This window comes from Flintibacter sp. SJQ-8, from assembly GCF_054108085.1.
The window spans coordinates 82,273-99,395 of record NZ_JBPJWR010000008.1; the positions used below are offsets into that span (position 1 = coordinate 82,273).

The following is a 17,123-nucleotide window of genomic DNA, read 5'->3' on the forward strand; positions in this document are numbered from 1 at the left end:
AGGGAAACGGATTGCCACGTCGGGCTTCGCCCTCCTCGCAATGACAAGACGTCTGGCGCAATCACGATCATATGATTATTTATATTCGTTGCACTGCTTCAAAAAATATTCCCAAATGGCCCCGCCGTCGTCGCAGTCGGGGCGGCGGCGGGCGTAGGACATGCGCTCGGGGTGGAACTGGACGCCCAGGATGGGCAGGCGCTGGTGCTCCATGGCCTCGGCCACGCCGCCCTCACTCCAGGCGGTGACGGTCATGCCAAAGCCGGGGTCGGCCACCGCCTGGTGGTGGAAGCTGTTGGTGTGGAGAATGGGGCCATACAGCCGCTCCAGCAGGGAGCCGGGCATGGTGCGCACCGGGTGGCGGGCGTCGTCCCGCTTGGTCCCCTTGTGGAAGACGCACTGTTCCGGCGGCAGGTCCTGGATCAGTCCGCCGCCCTGGGCGGCGGCGATGACCTGCATCCCCCGGCATATGCCCAGGATGGGCCGCCCCGCCAGATAGAAGGCCCGGAAGAGGTTCACCTCTGCCAGGTCCCGGACCCGGTCCGGGGGATCGCCCCCCGCCTGGGGCCAGCCGAACATGTCAGGGTCCAGGTCTCCGCCGCCGCACAGCACCAGGCCGGCGCAGCTCAGGTCGGGCTCCGGGGCGTAACCGGGGCAGGGGAGACCGCCCGCCGCCGTCACCGCATCGGCATAGGCGGCAGAGGCCCCCCGCTCACAGGAGAGCTGGATGCGGGGTTTGGGGTCAGACATGCTGGGCCTCCCGGTGGCGGACCATGTCGGCGATCAGGTCCACAGCCCCCTCCACCCCCACGGTGGAGGAGTTGATGGTCAGGTCATACCGGCGCATCTCCCCCCAGTTGTGGCCGGTGTAGTAGTTATAATAGTTGGCCCGGCCCCGGTCCATCTGCACCACCCGGCGCTCCATGTCGTCCTGGGGGATGTGATACTCCTCCACGCACCGGCGCACCCGGCTGGGCAGGTCGGCGTGGATGAACACCTTCAGGCAGTTTTCCCGGTCTCCCAGGACATAGTCGCTGCACCGGCCCACGATGACGCAGGGACCCTGGTCGGCCAGCTCCCGTATCACGTCGGACTGGGCGAAGAAGGCCTGGTGGCTGACGGGGATGCCGTGGCTGGACATGGTGGGGGCCCCGATGCCGATTGGGGCGATGGACATGTGAAAGCGGCTGCGGGCCCGCTCCTCTGCCCGGGCGATAAAGTCCGGGGACAGGCCGCTCTTCTCCGCCGTCTTTAAGATCAGGGTCCGGTCATAGCAGGGGATGCCCAGGCGGGCCGCCAGCTGCTTTCCGATCAGACGTCCGCCGCTGCCAAATTCCCGGCTGATGGAGATGACATAGTTGCTCATGCGATTCCCTCCTGCTGATACCAGTTGCCGGGCATGGCCCGGTTTTCATATATTATAGCGGACCGGATGAAAAATGACAACGAAAATCTGTCCACTTTTCCGGCATTTCAGGCAATTTTCCCCCGCCGGGGGGCGGCGATTTTCGGAACAGTTCATAAAATCCCCCCGGCCCTTGCATCATGGCGGCGGAGCGGGTATGATAAACCCATAGAAACAGATCTGGTCAGGGGCGCTTTCTGCGCCCCTTGGAAAGGCGGCGATATCCATGTCTGCGCGAAACGCGGCACGAAGCGCGGGCGTTCTGATGCCCATCTTCTCGCTGCCCTCCCCCTACGGGGTGGGCACCCTGGGGCGGCAGGCCCGGGAATTTGCGGACTTTTTGGCCCAGGCCGGGCAGAGCTATTGGCAGATCCTGCCCATCGGCCCCACGGGGTATGGGGACTCCCCCTATCAGTCCTTCTCCTCCCGGGCGGGCAACCCCTATTTCATCGATTTGGACGAGCTGGAAAAACAGGGGCTGCTGGAGCGGGAGGAGTATGCCTCCCTCCCCTGGGGGGACGACCCGGAGCGGGTGGACTATCAGGCCCTGTACCGCCTGCGGCTGCCTGTGCTGCGCCTGGCCTGTGACCGGCTGCTGTCCCGGCGCTCTGCCGGCTTTGCCCGGTTCTGCCGGGCCCACGGGGCGTGGCTTGATGACTATGCCCTGTTTATGGCCCTGAAGGAGCAGTACGGCGGCGCCCCCTGGCTGGAGTGGCCGGAGGACGTCCGTCTCCGCCGCCCCCAGGCCCTGGAGCGGGCGAAAAGAGAGCTGAAGGGGGAGATCCGCTTCTGGCAGGGGGTGCAGTATCTCTTCTTCCGCCAGTGGCACAAGTTCAAGACCTATGTAAACGAGAAGGGCATCTCCATCGTGGGCGACCTGCCCATCTATGTCGCCGGGGACAGCGCCGACGTGTGGGCCGCCCCGGACCAGTTCCAGCTGGATGAAAACGGCTATCCCACTCTGGTGGCCGGGGTGCCCCCGGATGACTATTCCGCCGACGGCCAGCTGTGGGGCAACCCCCTGTTCCGGTGGGAGCGGATGAAGGAGGACGGCTATGCCTGGTGGCTGGACCGGGTGGCCTTTCAGTTTGAAATTTACGACGTGCTGCGGCTGGACCACTTCCGGGGCTTTGAATCCTATTACGCCATCCCCTATGGGGAGGAGACCGCCCGGAATGGCCGGTGGCTGCCCGGGCCGGGGATGGACTTCTTCAAGACCCTCCGCCGGAGCCTGGGCCCCCGGCCCATCATCGCCGAGGACCTGGGCTTTCTCACCCCGGCGGTATATCAGCTGCTGGCGGACACGGGCTTTCCCGGCATGAAGGTGCTGGAGTTCGGCTTTGGCGACCCGGAGGAGGACAGCGAATATCTGCCCCACAACTACCCCGTCCACAGCGTGGCCTATCCCGGCACCCACGACAACGACACGATCCTGGGCTGGCTGGACAGCCTGACCCCGGAGCAGGAGAAGTTCGCCCGGCACTATCTCCGCCTGTCCGGCCACGAGGGGCTGCACTGGGGGGTGCTGCGGGCTCTTTGGGCCAGCCCCGCCTGTCTGACGGTGGTGCAGATGCAGGATCTGCTGGGCCTGGGCAGCTCCGCCAGGATGAACACCCCCTCTACCCTGGGGGGCAACTGGCAGTGGCGGGCGCGGCCGGAGGCCATGAATGCCCGCCTGGCCCGCCGGCTGCATCAGGAGACCGCCATCTATCAGCGCCTGCCCCGCCCCCAGGGCGGCACGGCTTGCGACAAGGAGTGACCACTTATGCAACTGCAAGAAGAAATTTCCCGCCTGACCCGGCAGCACTTTGACCGTGCCCCCGACCAGTGCGACGACCACCAGCTGTATCAGGCCCTGCTGATTTTAGCCCGGCAGCGGGCGCAGGCGCGGCCCGCCCCCACGGGGGACCGGAAGCTCTATTACTTCTCGGCAGAGTTCCTGCTGGGCAAGCTGCTGTCCAACCAGCTGCTGGCCCTGGGGCTGTATCAGCCGGTGAAGGACTATCTGGCCGGGATGGGCCGGGACCTAGGCGTGCTGGAGTCCATGGAGCCGGAGCCGTCCCTGGGCAACGGCGGCCTGGGCCGCCTGGCCGCCTGCTTTCTGGACTCCATCGCCGCCCTGGGGCTGCCCGGGGACGGCGTGGGCCTAAATTATCACTTCGGCCTGTTCCGCCAGGTGTTCTCCCGGTGCAAGCAGACGGAGGAGCCGGACCCCTGGCTCCAACCGGACGGCTGGCTCATCCAAACGGAGCGCACGTTCCCCGTCTCGTTGGGGGATACCCAGGTGACGGCGGTCATGTATGACATCGCCATCCCCGGGGCGGGCAGCGGCTGCGCCAATCGGCTGCACCTGTTCGACCTGGCCGACCCCGCCCACGCCCCCTGGGTGGGCATCGACTTTGACAAAGGGGACATCGGGCACAACCTGACCTCCTTCCTCTATCCCGACGACAGCGACCAGGCCGGGCGGCTGCTGCGGGTGTATCAGCAATATTTCCTGGTGTCCGCAGGCGCTCAACTCATTCTGGCGGAGCTGGAGGAGCGGGGCTTTGCCCCTGACACCCTGGCCGACCACGTGGTCATCCAGATCAACGACACCCACCCCTCTATGGTCATCCCGGAGCTGGTGCGGCTGCTGATGGACCGGGGCCTGACCTTTGACCAGGCGGCGGACCAGGTGACGGCGGCCTGCGCCTATACCAACCACACGATTTTGGCCGAGGCCCTGGAGACCTGGCCCATGTCCTATCTGGACGCCGCGGCTCCCCAGCTCACGCCTATTCTCCGTAAATTGGATGAGCGGGCCAAGGCCGCCCACCCCGACCCCAGGGTGGCCATCATCGACGATCAGGATCGGGTCCACATGGCCCACCTGGACATCCACTATGGCTTCTCCGTCAACGGCGTGGCCCGGCTGCACACCAAGATATTGGAGCACACGGAGCTGAAACCCTTCTATGACATCTATCCCCAAAAGTTCTCCAACAAAACAAACGGCGTCACCTTCCGCCGGTGGCTGGAGACCTGCGACCAGTCGCTGGTGGCCCTTATCGACGACTGCGTCGGCCCCGACTGGCGGCGGGACGCCCAAAAGCTGGAGGGCCTGCTGAAGTATAAAGACGACCCGGCGGTGCTCGCCCGCCTGCTGGAGGTGAAGCAGCAGAACAAGGACCGCCTGTGCCGCCTGCTGTGGTCGGAGCAGGGGCTGGATCTGGACCCCTCCTCGGTGTTCGACGTGCAGATCAAGCGCTTCCACGAGTATAAGCGCCAGCAGATGAACGCCCTGGCCGTGATCCATCAGTATCTGGAGATCAAGGCGGGCCGTCTGCCCCAGCGCCCGGTGACGGTGCTCTTCGGCGGCAAGGCCGCCCCCGCCTATGTGATGGCCAAGCACATCATCCACCTGATATTGTGCCTGCAAAAACTCATCGAGCAGGACCCCCAGGTCCGCCCCTGGCTGCGGGTGGCGATGATCGAAAACTATAACGTCACCTGGGCCGAGGCCCTGATCCCCGCCTGCGACATCTCCGAGCAGATCTCTCTGGCGTCTAAGGAGGCCAGCGGCACGGGGAACATGAAGTTCATGGCCAACGGGACCGTGACCCTGGGTACCATGGACGGGGCCAACGTGGAGATCGCCGGTCTCGTCGGCAAGGGGAACATCTATACTTTCGGGGCCTCCAGCGACCAGGTCATCGCCCTGTATCGGGACAAGGCCTATGACCCCCGGGCCTGCTATCACCGGCCCCAGGTGGAGCGGCTGGTGGACTTTTTGGTCTCGCCGGAGCTGCTGGCCATCGGTGACCCGGCCAGTCTGTCCACCCTGTGGCACGACATGAAGAGCAAGGACTGGTTCATGGCTCTGCTGGATGTGGAGGACTATATCCAGGCCAAGGCCCGGGCCATCGGCGACTATGGGGACCGTCTGGCCTGGGGGAAGAAGATGCTGGTGAACATCGCCAAGTCCGGCTACTTCTCCTCTGACCGCACCATCCGCCAGTATAACGAGGACATCTGGCACCTGACCTGATAAGCTGAAGAGACGAATAAGACCGGCGCGCCTTAGGTTTGGGCGCGCCGGTCTTATTTTTGGGGGGAGCGCATATCCTGTACCATCTGGACAAGGAGGGCGGGACCATGGGAGGAGAACGAAAGAAGACGGGGGGCGGGGCCATGAGCGCCGTCCGGGGGACGGCGGCGGCCCTGGCGGTGACGGGGCTGCTGTTTCTGCTGCCCGGCCTGCTGGTGCCGGGGCCGGAGGCCAAGGGGGACGGACAGGCCGCCGTCGGCGGGGAGAACGCCCCCTCCGGCACGGCGGCAGCCGTCCCCACGGGAAAACGGGACGGGGGGCGGACGGTGCGGCTGCTGAAAAAGGACGGCACGGTGGAGGAGCTGACCATGGCGGACTATCTGTTGGGGGTGGTGGCGGCGGAGATGCCCGCCTCCTTTGAGGAGGAGGCGCTGAAGGCCCAGACCTGCGCCGCCCGGACCTATACCGCCGTGCTGCAAAAGAGCGCCGGAAGCAAGCACCCGGACGCGGACATCTGCGGCGACAGCACCTGCTGTCAGGCGTACATCGAACGCTCCGATGCCCAGGCCCGGTGGGGGCTGAACGCCCAGAGCTACAGCGAGAAGATCGCCCGGGCCGTGGCGGACACCGACGGCCTGGGGGTGACCTACGGCGGGGAGCCGATACAGGCCCTGTTCTTCTCCTCCTCCCCCGGGCGGACGGTGGACGCGGCGGCGGTGTGGGGCAGCCAGGTGGACTATCTCACCGGGGTGGACAGCCCCGAGGGGGAGGAGGTGCCCAACTATCACACCCAGGTGGACAAGACGGCCCAGGAGGTGCGCCAGGCGGTGCTGGACGCCTATCCCGGGGCCGACCTGTCCGGGGACCCCTCCGGCTGGTTCGGGCAGGCGGACCGGGACGCTGGCGGCACGGTGCGGTCCATCCCCCTGGGGGGCGTGACCCTCACCGGGGGCCAGGTGCGGAGCCTGTTCGCCCTGCGCTCGGCGGCCTTCACCGTAGCCTGGGACGGGAGCAAGTTCACCTTCTCCGTCACCGGCTATGGCCACGGGGTGGGCATGAGCCAATACGGGGCCAACGCCATGGCCAAGGAGGGGAAGAGCTTTCGGGAGATCTTGACGTGGTACTACACGGGGACGGCGGTGGAGGAATTGTGGTAAAAAATTGCGGCAAAAAAATAAAGCCTTCCCCCTGGGAGGGGGAAGGCTAAAAACAATATTTATTTCCCCACGCAGAATTTGGAGAAGATGCGGTCTGTTACGTCCTCCCGGACGGATTGGCCGGTGAGCTCGCCCAGGGCCTCCAGGGCCTCCTCCACGTCGGTGAGGAGGGCGTCGGGGGTGACGCCGTCGGAGAGGGCCTGATTGGCCCGGACCACGCAATTCAAAGCGCGGCCCGCGGCCTCGGCCTGGCGGGCGTTGGTGATGAGCTCCCCGGCCTTGTCCTCGCTCCCCTGGGGGAAGAGGGCGGCCACCGCCTGGCCCAGTTCCTCCAGGCCCTCCCCCGTCCTGGCGCTGAGAGAGACCGTCGGCGCGCCCTGGGAGAGGGCTTCCAGCTCGTCGGCGTGCTCCCCGGCCAGGTCCCGCTTGGAGCGGACCAGGATAAAGGGCTTGCCCGCTTCGGCGATGGTGCGGGCCAGGTCGGCGTCCTCCTGGGTGGGCTTTTCTGTGCCGTCCACCACCAGCAGGACCAGGGCGGCTTCGTCCATGGCGGCCCGGCTGCGCTCCACCCCCAACTGCTCGATGGGGTCGTCGGAGTCCCGCAGACCGGCGGTGTCGATGAGGCGCAGGGTCACGCCCCCCAGCTCCGCCCGCTCCTCCACCGTGTCCCGGGTGGTGCCGGGGATGTTGGTGACGATGGCCCGGTCAAAGCCCACCAGGGCGTTGAGCAGGGAGGACTTGCCCGCGTTGGGGCGGCCCACGATGGCGCAGGGCACCCCGTCCCGGATATACTGCCCCCGGCGATAGCTCCCCGCCAGGGCGCGAAGGGCGGCCTCCTGCCGGGACAGCTGCCCGCTCAGCTCCTCCATGCGGAAGGGGTCGATGTCCTCGTCAGGGTAGTCCAGCACGGCGTGGAAGTGGGCCATGATATCCACCAGGGCGGAGTAGACCCCCCCGATGCGCCGGGACAGGGCCCCGGTGAGCTGACCGGCGGCGTGGCGGGCGCCTTCACGGCTGCGGGCCTCCAGCAGGTCGCCCACCGCCTCGGCCTGGGCCAGGTCCAGCTTGCCGTTGAGAAAGGCACGGCGGGTGAACTCCCCGGCCCGGGCCTGGCGGGCCCCACGGGAGAACAGGGCCTCCAGCCCCAGGGACAGCACCATGGGGGAGCCGTGGCACTGAAATTCTGCCGTGTCCTCCCCGGTGTAGCTCACCGGGCCCCGGCTGAAGGTACACAGCACCCGGTCAATGGGCTGGCCGTCCCGGTCCAGCAGGTCGCCATAGACCAGCTCGTGGGGGCGGTGCTGGCTGAGGGGCACTTTGTTCAGGGGCCGGAAGCTGGCCTGGGCCACTTCGATGGCCCGGGGGCCGGACAGACGCAGGATGCCGATGGCCCCGGGGCCCGGGGGGGTGGAGATAGCGGCGATGGTATCAGCGGGCAGAGACATAATGACCTCCGATCTTAAAGGGAGAAAATTTCGACGGAGGGCCGGGGCCGTCCTGCAAAAAAGGGGTCGGTCAAAGTTTGTCGAATTTTCACCCTTGACAATTGTAATAAGTCGGTTAAGCGCGGGTAAAGTTGTATTTCTGTTGACATAACACACTGTGGAAAACCCTGTGGAAAATGTGGATAACCGTTGCAAACAGGGCGTATTTCACCTGGACATGTTCTTGCCGGGGGCGATGGTAAAGTTGCATAGCCCCCGGGAGGCAAATGAGAGGGCGTTCTGAAAGAGAGAAAACCGCCCGTCGAAAATGACGGAAAAAATGCAGGCGCGCCGTCCCGCCGGGGATGACGGGGCGGCGCGCCGAAGGATGACCGGGCTTAACCCATGCGGCGGACCACGGCCCGGGCGGCCTGGACGCCGGAGGCTCCGGCCTGGGCCAGACCACGGGTGACGCCCGCGCCGTCGCCGGCGGCGAAGAAGCCGGGCAGGGCGGTCTCCAGCTCGGAGGAGAGCTGAAGGCGGGCGGAGTAGAACTTCACCTCCGCGCCGTAGAGCAGGGTGTCGTAATTGGCGGTGCCCGGGGCGATCTTGTCCAGCTGATAGATCATCTCGATGATGTTGTCCAGCTGGCGCTTGGGCAGGGTCAGGGACAGGTCGCCGGGGACGGCGGCGGTGAGGGTGGGCCGGACAAAGGACTTGCTCATCCGGTGCTCGTTGGTGCGGCGGCCCCCCACCAGGTCGCCGAAGCGCTGGACCAGCACGCCCCCAGCCAGCATGTTGGACAGGGAGGCCACGTGCTTGCCATAGCGATAGGGCTCGTTAAAGGGCTTGGTGAACCGGTTGCTCACCAGCAGGGCGAAGTTGGTGTTCTCAGACCGGAGGGCGGGGTCGGCATAGGAGTGGCCGTTCACCGTGTTGATGCCCTCCACGTTCTCGGCCACCACGTGGCCATAGGGGTTCATGCAGAAGGTGCGCACCTGGTCGCCATACTGCTTGGTGCGATAGACCAGCTTAGACTCGTAGACCACGTCGGTGATGTGCTCGAACACGCTGGCGGGCAGTTCCACCCGCACGCCGATGTCCACCTGGTTGTTCAGCAGCTCCAGCCCCAGCTCCTTGCACTGGTTGGAGAACCACTCCGCGCCGGAGCGGCCGGGGGCGGCGATGAGATAGCGGCAGGCGATTTCGTCTCCCTTGGCGGTGGTCAGGCGATAGCCCCCGTCGGCCTGGGCGATGTGGGACACCTCGGTGTTGAAGCGGAACTCCAGCTTGTCCCGCAGACCCTCGTAGATGTTGGTGAGGATGCGCAGGTTGTTCTCGGTGCCCAGGTGCTTGCACCGGGCCTGGAGCAGGTGCAGGTCGTAGGCCAGGGCCCGGCGCTCCAGGGCCTTGGCCTCGGGCGTGGTGGTGGAGAAGCACTGGGTGGTGGCCCCGTGGGCCACGTTGATGGAGTCCACATAGTCGATGAGGTCCATCACTTCCTTGGGCTCGATAAAGTCGGTGAGCCAGCCGCCGAACTGGGTGGTAAAGTTGAACTTGCCGTCGGAAAAAGCGCCCGCGCCGCCAAAGCCGCACATGGTATGGCACACGGGGCAGTGGATGCACTCCTTCACCTTGCCCGCCACGATGGGGCAGCTGCGGTGATAGATATCCTGACCCTGGTCCAGGGCCAGGACCTTCAGACCGGGGTGCAGGTGGGTCAGCTCGTAGGCGGCGAAGATACCGGCCTCGCCGCAGCCCAGGATGACAACATCATAATTGGGGCTCATGTAAGGGAACTCCTCCTCAAATCTCATTTGGAAAACCAATGTGCCGCTTAGAGGGCGATGCCCATAACAACACAGGATAAGTATAACATAGAGACTGGAAAAAAGAAAGCATTCCCGCAGGGAACAAAAATTTTTACAGGCCCATTTTCCGCCGGAACAGACCGGCGATGAGGCTGGCGGTCTCCTCCGTGCCAAGATCGTTGGAGCGGATGCACAGGTCATAGTGCTTGGCGTTGCCCCACTCGGTCTTGGTGAAGTGCTTGCAGTGGACGGCCCGCTCGTGGTCCACTTTGGCGATCTTGGCCAGGGCCGCCTTTTCCGACACCTGGTCCCGCCCAGCCACCCGAGCGGCCTTGGCGGCCATGTCCGCAGAGATGAACACGTGATAGGCCGTGGGCATGTCCTTCAGAATGTAATTTGCCAGGCGGCCCACGATGACGCAGGAGCCCTTCTGGGCCAGCTCGCCGATGAGCTGAGACTCCTTCTGGAAGAGCTGGTCCACCTTGGTCTGCTCCGACTGCTCCAAGGGACCGGCGTACCAGGCGAAGAAGTCATAGAGAATGGGGTTTTTGATGGCCTGCTCGTTCTGCTCAATGAACTCGGGGCTATAGCCGCTCTTCTCCGCGGCCAGACGGATGAGCTCAGAGTCGTAATACTGAAAGCCCAGCTGACGGGCCAGGAGCTTGCCGATCTCCCGGCCGCCGCTGCCGAACTCCCGGGAGATGGTGATGACATAGTGGCCGCTCTGGCCGGGGGCGGCGGTGGGGGCGGTGGCCTCCTCCCGGCCCATGATGACATCCCGGCGCTTGCCGAAGGCCCGGTTCAGCACGCCCACCAGCGTGCCCACCAGCACGGCGGCGATGACGGTGCCCGCGCCCACGCTGCCCAGGCTGTGGAGACAGGTGAGGCAGGTAATGACGGAGACCAGGACCATGGTGCAGTCAAAGCCGATCTTCACCTTGGGAAATTCGATGCCGGTCACAGAGGAGACGGCCTGCATGGCCCCCTCCCCCGCCAGGGGAATGAGGTCGGCGGGGAGGTAGAAGAAGATGCCGATGGCCACGAATACCGTGCTGGCCAGGACCATGCCTACCCGGATGGCCAGATTTTCCGGCGTGGGCAGGAAAGACACCATATAGTTGCAGAAGGTGGTGAAATAGCCGAAGACCACGCCCACCAGCACCTGGAGCAGCTGGGCGGGCTTAAATTTCCGGCGGAGCAATAAAATTTGCAGCAGGACCAGCACGATGTGGAACAGGATGGTGGCCTTGCCCATCTCGATGCCCCAGACGCAGGTCATGGTGTATGGAATAGAGCTGACCGGGGAGACGCCCAAATTAGACTTGACGGACAGGGCGATGCCGATGGTCATGACGAAGAGACCGACGAAATAGAGCGCGGTCCTGATTTTCAGATGATTTTGCTTCATGCGCTGCGATCCTCTCTCTTTTTTGATTGACAAACAAAATAAGCATAAAATATTGACAGGGACTTGTCAAATTTTTATTCTCTTGACAGGGCCGCGCCCGGCGGGATATGATTCCGGTATCAGAGATTTGCAAAAACACAGGAGGACAGCCCATGGACATGGAGACAGAGACGGCACAGGTAAAGGTCATCGCCCACATCCGCAGCGATTTTTCCACCAAATTCGGCATTCCCCGCCAGAGCGGTCTGGTGGACGAGCTGACGGCCCGGATCGTATTCACCCCGCCCTTTCGCAACGAGGCGGCCCTGCGGGGGCTGGAGGGCTTTTCCCACCTGTGGCTGATCTGGGAGTTCTCCAAGGCCCGGCGGGAGGCGTGGTCCCCCACGGTGCGTCCCCCCCGGCTGGGGGGCAACCAGCGCCTGGGGGTGTTCGCCACCCGGTCCCCCTTCCGGCCCAACCCCATCGGCCTGAGCTGCGTGCGCCTGGCGGGCATCGACCTGCACACCCCGGAGGGGCCGGTGATCACCGTGGCGGGGGCCGACCTGATGGACGGCACCCCCATCTATGACATCAAGCCCTATCTGCCCTATGCCGACTGCCGCCCGGAGGCCCTGGGGGGCTTTGCCCCCGCCCCCGCCGGGGCCCGGCTGGCGGTGGATATCCCCTCGGAGCTGCTGGCGCGGGTGCCGGAGGACAAGCGGGCCGCCCTGACCGGGGTGCTGAGTCAGGACCCCCGCCCCTCCTATCAGCACGACCCGGAGCGGGTGTATGGCATGGCCTTTGCCGGGCTGGAGGTGCGCTTTCAGGTGCAGGGTGACCGGCTGCGGGTGGTCAGCGTGGAGCGGGAATCTTGAGATAAGCAAAAATTATCCACAAAAGCCTTGGCTTAACAGTGATAAGGAACTAATTTACTTATCAACTGTTAGCTGACGGTTTCCGGGGTGCATACGGACAAATCCCGTCTGATTTCTAACAGGAAGTCAGACGGGATTTTCGCTTTATATTACGAATTATGGAGGACATACCATGAAAACCTTAATATCTTGTGCCTACAATATGGATAATTGCTGTGTGGAAGTGAAATTCAGCGACGGCAGTATGATTGCGATTGACACTATCGTCGTTGAGAACGAGATTGCTGACAATATGTATCAGCGGTCAGAGCTGGATTATTTGATCTACAACGCTCCTTTGGAGTATGCAGACCTTATCTTGAACGGCGATCCCGAAACCTATTTGAAAACTGTAACAGAATACAAGCCTTGGGATAGCTGACAACACGCTGCCCGCAGGAGAAAATCCTGCGGGCGTTTTTCTGTTTATATTATTTCCCTCCGTTGGATCTCAATTTAGGAAAGAAGATGACAATCTTGAAGCTCTTTCCCCACTGGGAAGCTGCTTCCAGATGAAGATTTAGATCGTCGGCCATCTTCTTAACCAGGTAAAGTCCCATACCGGTAGCCTTCTTTCTGCTGTCAGTAGAATCCCCGGTAAAGCCCTTTTGAAAAATGTACGGCAGATTATATTTTTTTACGCCAATGCCGTTATCTTCAACAGAAAGGATATCTGCAGTCTCCGAATGTATCACGGAAATTGTAAGCATGGGACTATCGCTGCTATATTTGATGGCATTGCTAACGATTTGTCCCAACATAAACTGAAGTCCTCTACGGTCTGTATAGACTGTTTCAGATTGCAGTTTGTTGAGAATGACAAAATGCTTCTCTTCAAGAAGTGGGGCATAGTCCTCCAGAACTTCACCCAAGCAGTCATTCAAATTGACATCCTCAAATCGGTAATCCTTTGTACTGCTCTTCAACCGGGCATAGTACAGCATCTGCGTGACATCCTCCTGAAGCTGACTGCGGACATAATCCAGCTTTGCTTGCAGGGAAGGAGAGATTTCATCGTTCCGGTTATCCAAGAGCATGGTCAGCAACGATAGGGGCGTTTTCGCTTCATGTGCCCAGCCCTCCACGTATTCTTCATAGTCCCGTAGGGCATCCGCCATATTGTTACTCTCGTTTTTGTATTCCCGTAAAACCGAAGCCAAAAATCGGACAGATTCTCCTTCTTTCTGACTAATGGCACTGAGCAGCCGTTCTTCATTGCAGATGGTAGGATCACTGAGGAAATCTCGGAACAGTTCCATGTGGGTGTTCTCCCTCTTGTTTAGTACAAACAGAATCGCTGAAAACAAAAGGATGCTCGTCAGAACTACTAACCCGATCAAGGTTTGAAATACCTGAATGTCAGAAATCCAAAGAATGACAGCGCAAAAGCAATCCACGCCCAGCAGCAACAGAAGCCAGGGGTAGTACCGTTCTATCATGTGCCAAAGCTGCTTCATAGAGACACCTCCGCTTCCAAACGGTAGCCCATTCCTCGAACTGCAACGATTCGCTGCTTCATTTCAAGGGCGGACATCGTTTTTTTCAGCCGGGTTAGGTTAACCTGCAAGGCATTTTCATCTATGTATTCCGTGGTTCCCCATAGTGCCATGCAAAGCTGCTCCGTCGTGACCAGAGCATCGCCGCCGGACAAAAGAGCGACCAACAGTTTTCCCTGATTTTTTGGAAGCACCACAGAGGTATTATGAATATAAAGCGTGTAGGTCTGCTGGTCTAACAGGAAATCTGGTCCCTCTATGAGATTGGTACGGCCTTCATACCTTTTGAGAATATTGGATACCCTGGCAAGAAGTCGATCTTTTCTGCACGGCTTCGTCAAATATTCATCGGCACCCAACTGGAACGCTTGCAGTTCATCCTTTACCTGATCTCTGGAAGTCAGCACCAGGACGGGGATAGCAGTTTTATTCTTTAGCTCCTGGCAGATTTGAAAGCCACTGATCTCCGGCAAGTTCAGGTCTAAGATCACAAGGTCAGGGCGGAGGGCTGCCAAGAGCCGAGCGGCATCTTCAAACTCGGTAATTGCCTCCACAAGATAGCCGTCCTTTTGGAGCATATCGCAGAGTTCTTCCCGCATATAGACTTCATCTTCCACAACAGCAATTCTTTTCATGACAGCACCTCCTTCCAAATTATTCTTCTCTCTGCGGCTGCATCAGTGTCAGCAAATACCGATCACTGGAGCGCTTGACCACTCTCATATAAATATATTCTATCACGCAAAGTAGTAAAATCATAGCAGCAGATACAAGCAGCATTTCAGACACTGTCCCACGGGTTCGGGACGAGAGTATCCCTGTAAATAACGCCCTGACTCCAAACAGACTGCTGACAGCCGCAACCAATACAGGAAGTCCCATAAACCAGGTAATTTGCTTTCCAGCAGACTGGCAAAGGGTTTCGTAAGTAGCTCCCAGGCGGATCAGGGTCTGGTATCTGCGCCCGGTTTTCTGCTGACTCATCAGGAACTGAACACCCACGATGGTGTTGGCAACTACCAGGAAAACAATCGCAAGATAGAGGGTAATATAACTGGATGCTATGGTGTAGAAAAGCTGACGACCTATATTCTGAAGATAGCTTTCATATTCAATGCCAGTTTCGTCCAGCTTCTCGTTCAAATCCAAATATGCAGTCATAAGGCTATTTCCATCCAGAGCCTGCTCACTGAGCACCGCATTGACATAGGTATCATACATTCCCTGACTATAATATAGGAATGCTTCATCCGGAAGAATCAATGCAAAGGACAAGGTTATAGAACGGTCCGTGACCAAATTCACAGACTGAACCTCTCCTGTAAGATGAATCGGACTACCATCCAGTTCCACCTTGGGCTGCCCGGCCAATACTTGGTTCAGCATTGCGGTACGGCTTGCCGTAGTAAACTCTGTATCAATATAGACAGTGGCCTCCTTTTCGCCTAATTGGAGAGCCGGATTGCCGGACAATTCCAACAAACGATTATAGTCCGATAAACAAATCAAATATGGGTATGTGGCATAACCAAGATTGTTCAGAAGGACATCCCGGTCTTCCGACTGGGGCAGGCTCCGAAGAGAGTCCATAACAGCGTCCATGCTGTAGGCATTATCATAATCTTCTGTGGTGCGAATACGCCCAACCCTCATTTCAAAAAGCTCTGAAAATTGATTTTCCAAACTGTTTTCTTTCAGGACTGCCTTTATATTCGGAAGAACCTGCGATGAATCTTCTGCAGTATGATCTTCAAAAGTATAGTCGATTACATGGCCAGAAGACAGGCTATTCGTTCCTGCAATTCCTACGCCCGCACCAAAACAACACAGCGCCGCCAGAATCAGCAGGGAGCTGATGGCCATGGAGTTTGACTGATGAATGACATTCTCCTGAATCTGCCGGAAGGTAAATACATGAAGCTGCTTATTTCCTTTTCCTTTCTTAACAATCAAAGCAATCAGCGCACGCATCCCATAGAAAAGCAGCATCGTACCAACTATGCCCAACAGCAAAGTCAGTCCCATCATACTTACCTTTGTCCATGCAATTCCCTGAATCGCCATGTAGTAAGCCACTGCCAACATCACACTTCCGCATATAGCAGCCAGTCCATAGATAACAGATGGCATTTGCTTTTTGGGGCGGTTCGTTGGCTGGGATAGCAAAGTACCGATCTCCTGGCGGCTGATTCGTCCACTCAAAATCAGAAGTGCCGTCAGCTTAATTGCCAGAAATCCTGCCAGCGTCCATTCAATCGCAGACCAGGATAAAGAAAACTGATGACCGATGATCCCCATGCCTACCAGCTTGGCGGTGACAAGACTGACAATTTCTGAAAGCACCACAGCCACAGGTAAGCCTATGAGCATGGCAAGAATACTGGTCAGGCAATCTTCCGCCAGAAGCATACCAAACAGTTTACTTCTACGCATCCCCAACATTAGATAAACACCAAGCTCATGCCGTCTGCGCTCGAACTGATACTTGCAGGCAAAATAGATCAAAAAGAACAGAATACCGAGGGTCATTCCATAAAACGCAGGAATCAGAAGCAGGAGTTTGTCAACTGCGTCACTCTCCATTTTCTGCAAAAAGAGCATCACATCTTGAGTGGAGATGGAAAGAATCATGTAAAAGGCAACAATAGAAATCACCAGGGAGCTGAAAAACAGACCGTTTTCCTTTCGGCTGCGGCGGCTGTTCCGAAGAATGAGATTAGAGAACATTTGCGCTGCCCCCTCCCAGTTGCGCCATCACCTTCAGGATGCGCCCGTAGAACTCCTGCTGGCTTTCGTCTCCACGCCGAAGCTCATGAAAGATCACGCCATCCTGGATGAACAGGATGCGCTTACAGAAGCTGGCGGCATTGGAATCATGGGTTACCATCAGGATCGTAGCTTGTTCGTCACGATTCAGGCCGGACAGCTTCTCCATAAGACTTCTTGCGTTCTTAGAATCCAGCGCACCCGTCGGTTCATCGGCAAGGATCATTTGGGGATGTAAGATCAGAGCCCTTGCTGCCGCAACACGCTGACGCTGGCCGCCGGACATCTTGGACGGAAACTTATCCAGAACATCAGTGATTTCCAGATAGTCAGCCAACTGCTTCAGCCGCTGGCTGCTTTCTGCTTCGGATACCCCATGCAAGGAAGTCGGGAGCAGGATGTTTTCCCTGCCAGTCAGGTTGTCCAGCAATTCAAAGTTCTGGAATAGATAACCAACTTTTTTGCCACGGTACTCTGCAAGAGCCTTTCCCTTGAGGGATTGCAGAGTATCGCCTTCCACCTGAATGCTTCCACCTGTGGGTTGAATCACAGTCGCAATACAATTGAGCAGTGTGGATTTACCGGAACCGCTGCTTCCCATAATGCCGAGAAACTCTCCCGGCATCACCTGGAAGGTGATCCCATTCAGTGCCTTTGTTTGACTTGGCACATTGCCATAGATTTTTGTTAAATTTTCAATATTCAAAATGGGTTTCATGTGAATACCTCCTAT

General features: G+C 59.7%; 14 protein-coding genes. 5 read left to right on the forward strand and 9 right to left on the reverse strand.

Features of this window, described 5'->3' with window-relative positions; genetic code table 11:
• Window positions 1-75: 75 nt before the first annotated feature.
• Both ACSAMP_RS05185 and ACSAMP_RS05190 read right to left on the reverse strand, forming a co-directional pair.
• Window positions 76-750 (reverse strand): gamma-glutamyl-gamma-aminobutyrate hydrolase family protein, encoded by a 675-nt coding sequence (locus ACSAMP_RS05185; RefSeq protein ID WP_457799749.1) that lies wholly within the window; start codon window positions 748-750, stop codon window positions 76-78.
• Window positions 743-1,366 (reverse strand): cytidylate kinase-like family protein, encoded by a 624-nt coding sequence (locus ACSAMP_RS05190; RefSeq protein WP_441796733.1) that lies wholly within the window; start codon window positions 1,364-1,366, stop codon window positions 743-745. Before ACSAMP_RS05190 ends, ACSAMP_RS05185 begins: the two co-directional genes overlap by 8 nt.
• 265 nt (window positions 1,367-1,631) lie before the next feature.
• Between ACSAMP_RS05190 and malQ the strand changes: the two genes are divergently transcribed.
• From malQ to spoIID, 3 genes are all read left to right on the forward strand, one after another.
• Window positions 1,632-3,164 (forward strand): 4-alpha-glucanotransferase, encoded by a 1,533-nt coding sequence (gene malQ / locus ACSAMP_RS05195; protein ID WP_457799750.1) that lies wholly within the window; start codon window positions 1,632-1,634, stop codon window positions 3,162-3,164.
• A gap of 6 nt (window positions 3,165-3,170) precedes the next feature.
• Window positions 3,171-5,435, forward strand: coding sequence for a glycogen/starch/alpha-glucan phosphorylase (locus ACSAMP_RS05200; RefSeq protein ID WP_457799751.1), 2,265 nt, complete (start codon window positions 3,171-3,173; stop codon window positions 5,433-5,435).
• Window positions 5,436-5,542: 107 nt separating this feature from the next.
• The gene (gene spoIID / locus ACSAMP_RS05205) at window positions 5,543-6,592 is read left to right on the forward strand and encodes a stage II sporulation protein D (protein ID WP_457799752.1); all 1,050 of its coding nucleotides are present in this window, start codon (window positions 5,543-5,545) and stop codon (window positions 6,590-6,592) included.
• 59 nt (window positions 6,593-6,651) lie between these two features.
• Here the strand turns inward: spoIID and mnmE are convergent, their stop codons facing one another.
• From mnmE to ACSAMP_RS05220, 3 genes are all read right to left on the reverse strand, one after another.
• Window positions 6,652-8,037: a tRNA uridine-5-carboxymethylaminomethyl(34) synthesis GTPase MnmE gene (gene mnmE, locus ACSAMP_RS05210; RefSeq protein ID WP_457799753.1), complete on the reverse strand. Its 1,386-nt coding sequence runs from the start codon at window positions 8,035-8,037 to the stop codon at window positions 6,652-6,654.
• Window positions 8,038-8,414: 377 nt separating this feature from the next.
• Complete coding sequence (locus tag ACSAMP_RS05215) at window positions 8,415-9,806, reverse strand: NAD(P)/FAD-dependent oxidoreductase (protein WP_441796728.1); 1,392 nt, start codon at window positions 9,804-9,806, stop codon at window positions 8,415-8,417.
• Window positions 9,807-9,939: 133 nt separating this feature from the next.
• The gene (locus ACSAMP_RS05220; protein WP_457799754.1) at window positions 9,940-11,235 is read right to left on the reverse strand and encodes a DUF6198 family protein; all 1,296 of its coding nucleotides are present in this window, start codon (window positions 11,233-11,235) and stop codon (window positions 9,940-9,942) included.
• 152 nt (window positions 11,236-11,387) lie between these two features.
• Between ACSAMP_RS05220 and tsaA the strand changes: the two genes are divergently transcribed.
• Window positions 11,388-12,089 carry a tRNA (N6-threonylcarbamoyladenosine(37)-N6)-methyltransferase TrmO gene (gene tsaA / locus ACSAMP_RS05225; protein ID WP_457799755.1) on the forward strand — a complete coding sequence of 234 codons (702 nt, stop codon included), beginning with the start codon at window positions 11,388-11,390 and terminating at the stop codon, window positions 12,087-12,089.
• A gap of 172 nt (window positions 12,090-12,261) precedes the next feature.
• The gene (locus tag ACSAMP_RS05230) at window positions 12,262-12,510 is read left to right on the forward strand and encodes a DUF6061 family protein (protein WP_033121501.1); all 249 of its coding nucleotides are present in this window, start codon (window positions 12,262-12,264) and stop codon (window positions 12,508-12,510) included.
• Window positions 12,511-12,559: 49 nt separating this feature from the next.
• On the opposite strand, the gene ACSAMP_RS05235 is transcribed toward ACSAMP_RS05230, so the two are convergent.
• From ACSAMP_RS05235 to ACSAMP_RS05250, 4 genes are read right to left on the reverse strand one after another with little or no spacing between them, the layout of a single operon-like run.
• Window positions 12,560-13,585, reverse strand: a complete 1,026-nt coding sequence (locus tag ACSAMP_RS05235) for a sensor histidine kinase (protein WP_055228679.1) — start codon at window positions 13,583-13,585, stop codon at window positions 12,560-12,562.
• The gene (locus ACSAMP_RS05240) at window positions 13,582-14,259 is read right to left on the reverse strand and encodes a response regulator transcription factor (RefSeq protein WP_055228678.1); all 678 of its coding nucleotides are present in this window, start codon (window positions 14,257-14,259) and stop codon (window positions 13,582-13,584) included. Before ACSAMP_RS05240 ends, ACSAMP_RS05235 begins: the two co-directional genes overlap by 4 nt.
• A gap of 19 nt (window positions 14,260-14,278) precedes the next feature.
• Complete coding sequence (locus ACSAMP_RS05245; protein WP_457799756.1) at window positions 14,279-16,351, reverse strand: FtsX-like permease family protein; 2,073 nt, start codon at window positions 16,349-16,351, stop codon at window positions 14,279-14,281.
• On the reverse strand, window positions 16,341-17,108 hold the full coding sequence (locus ACSAMP_RS05250) for an ABC transporter ATP-binding protein (protein WP_033121505.1): 768 nt from the start codon (window positions 17,106-17,108) through the stop codon (window positions 16,341-16,343). Before ACSAMP_RS05250 ends, ACSAMP_RS05245 begins: the two co-directional genes overlap by 11 nt.
• Between the last annotated feature and the right edge of the window lie 15 nt (window positions 17,109-17,123).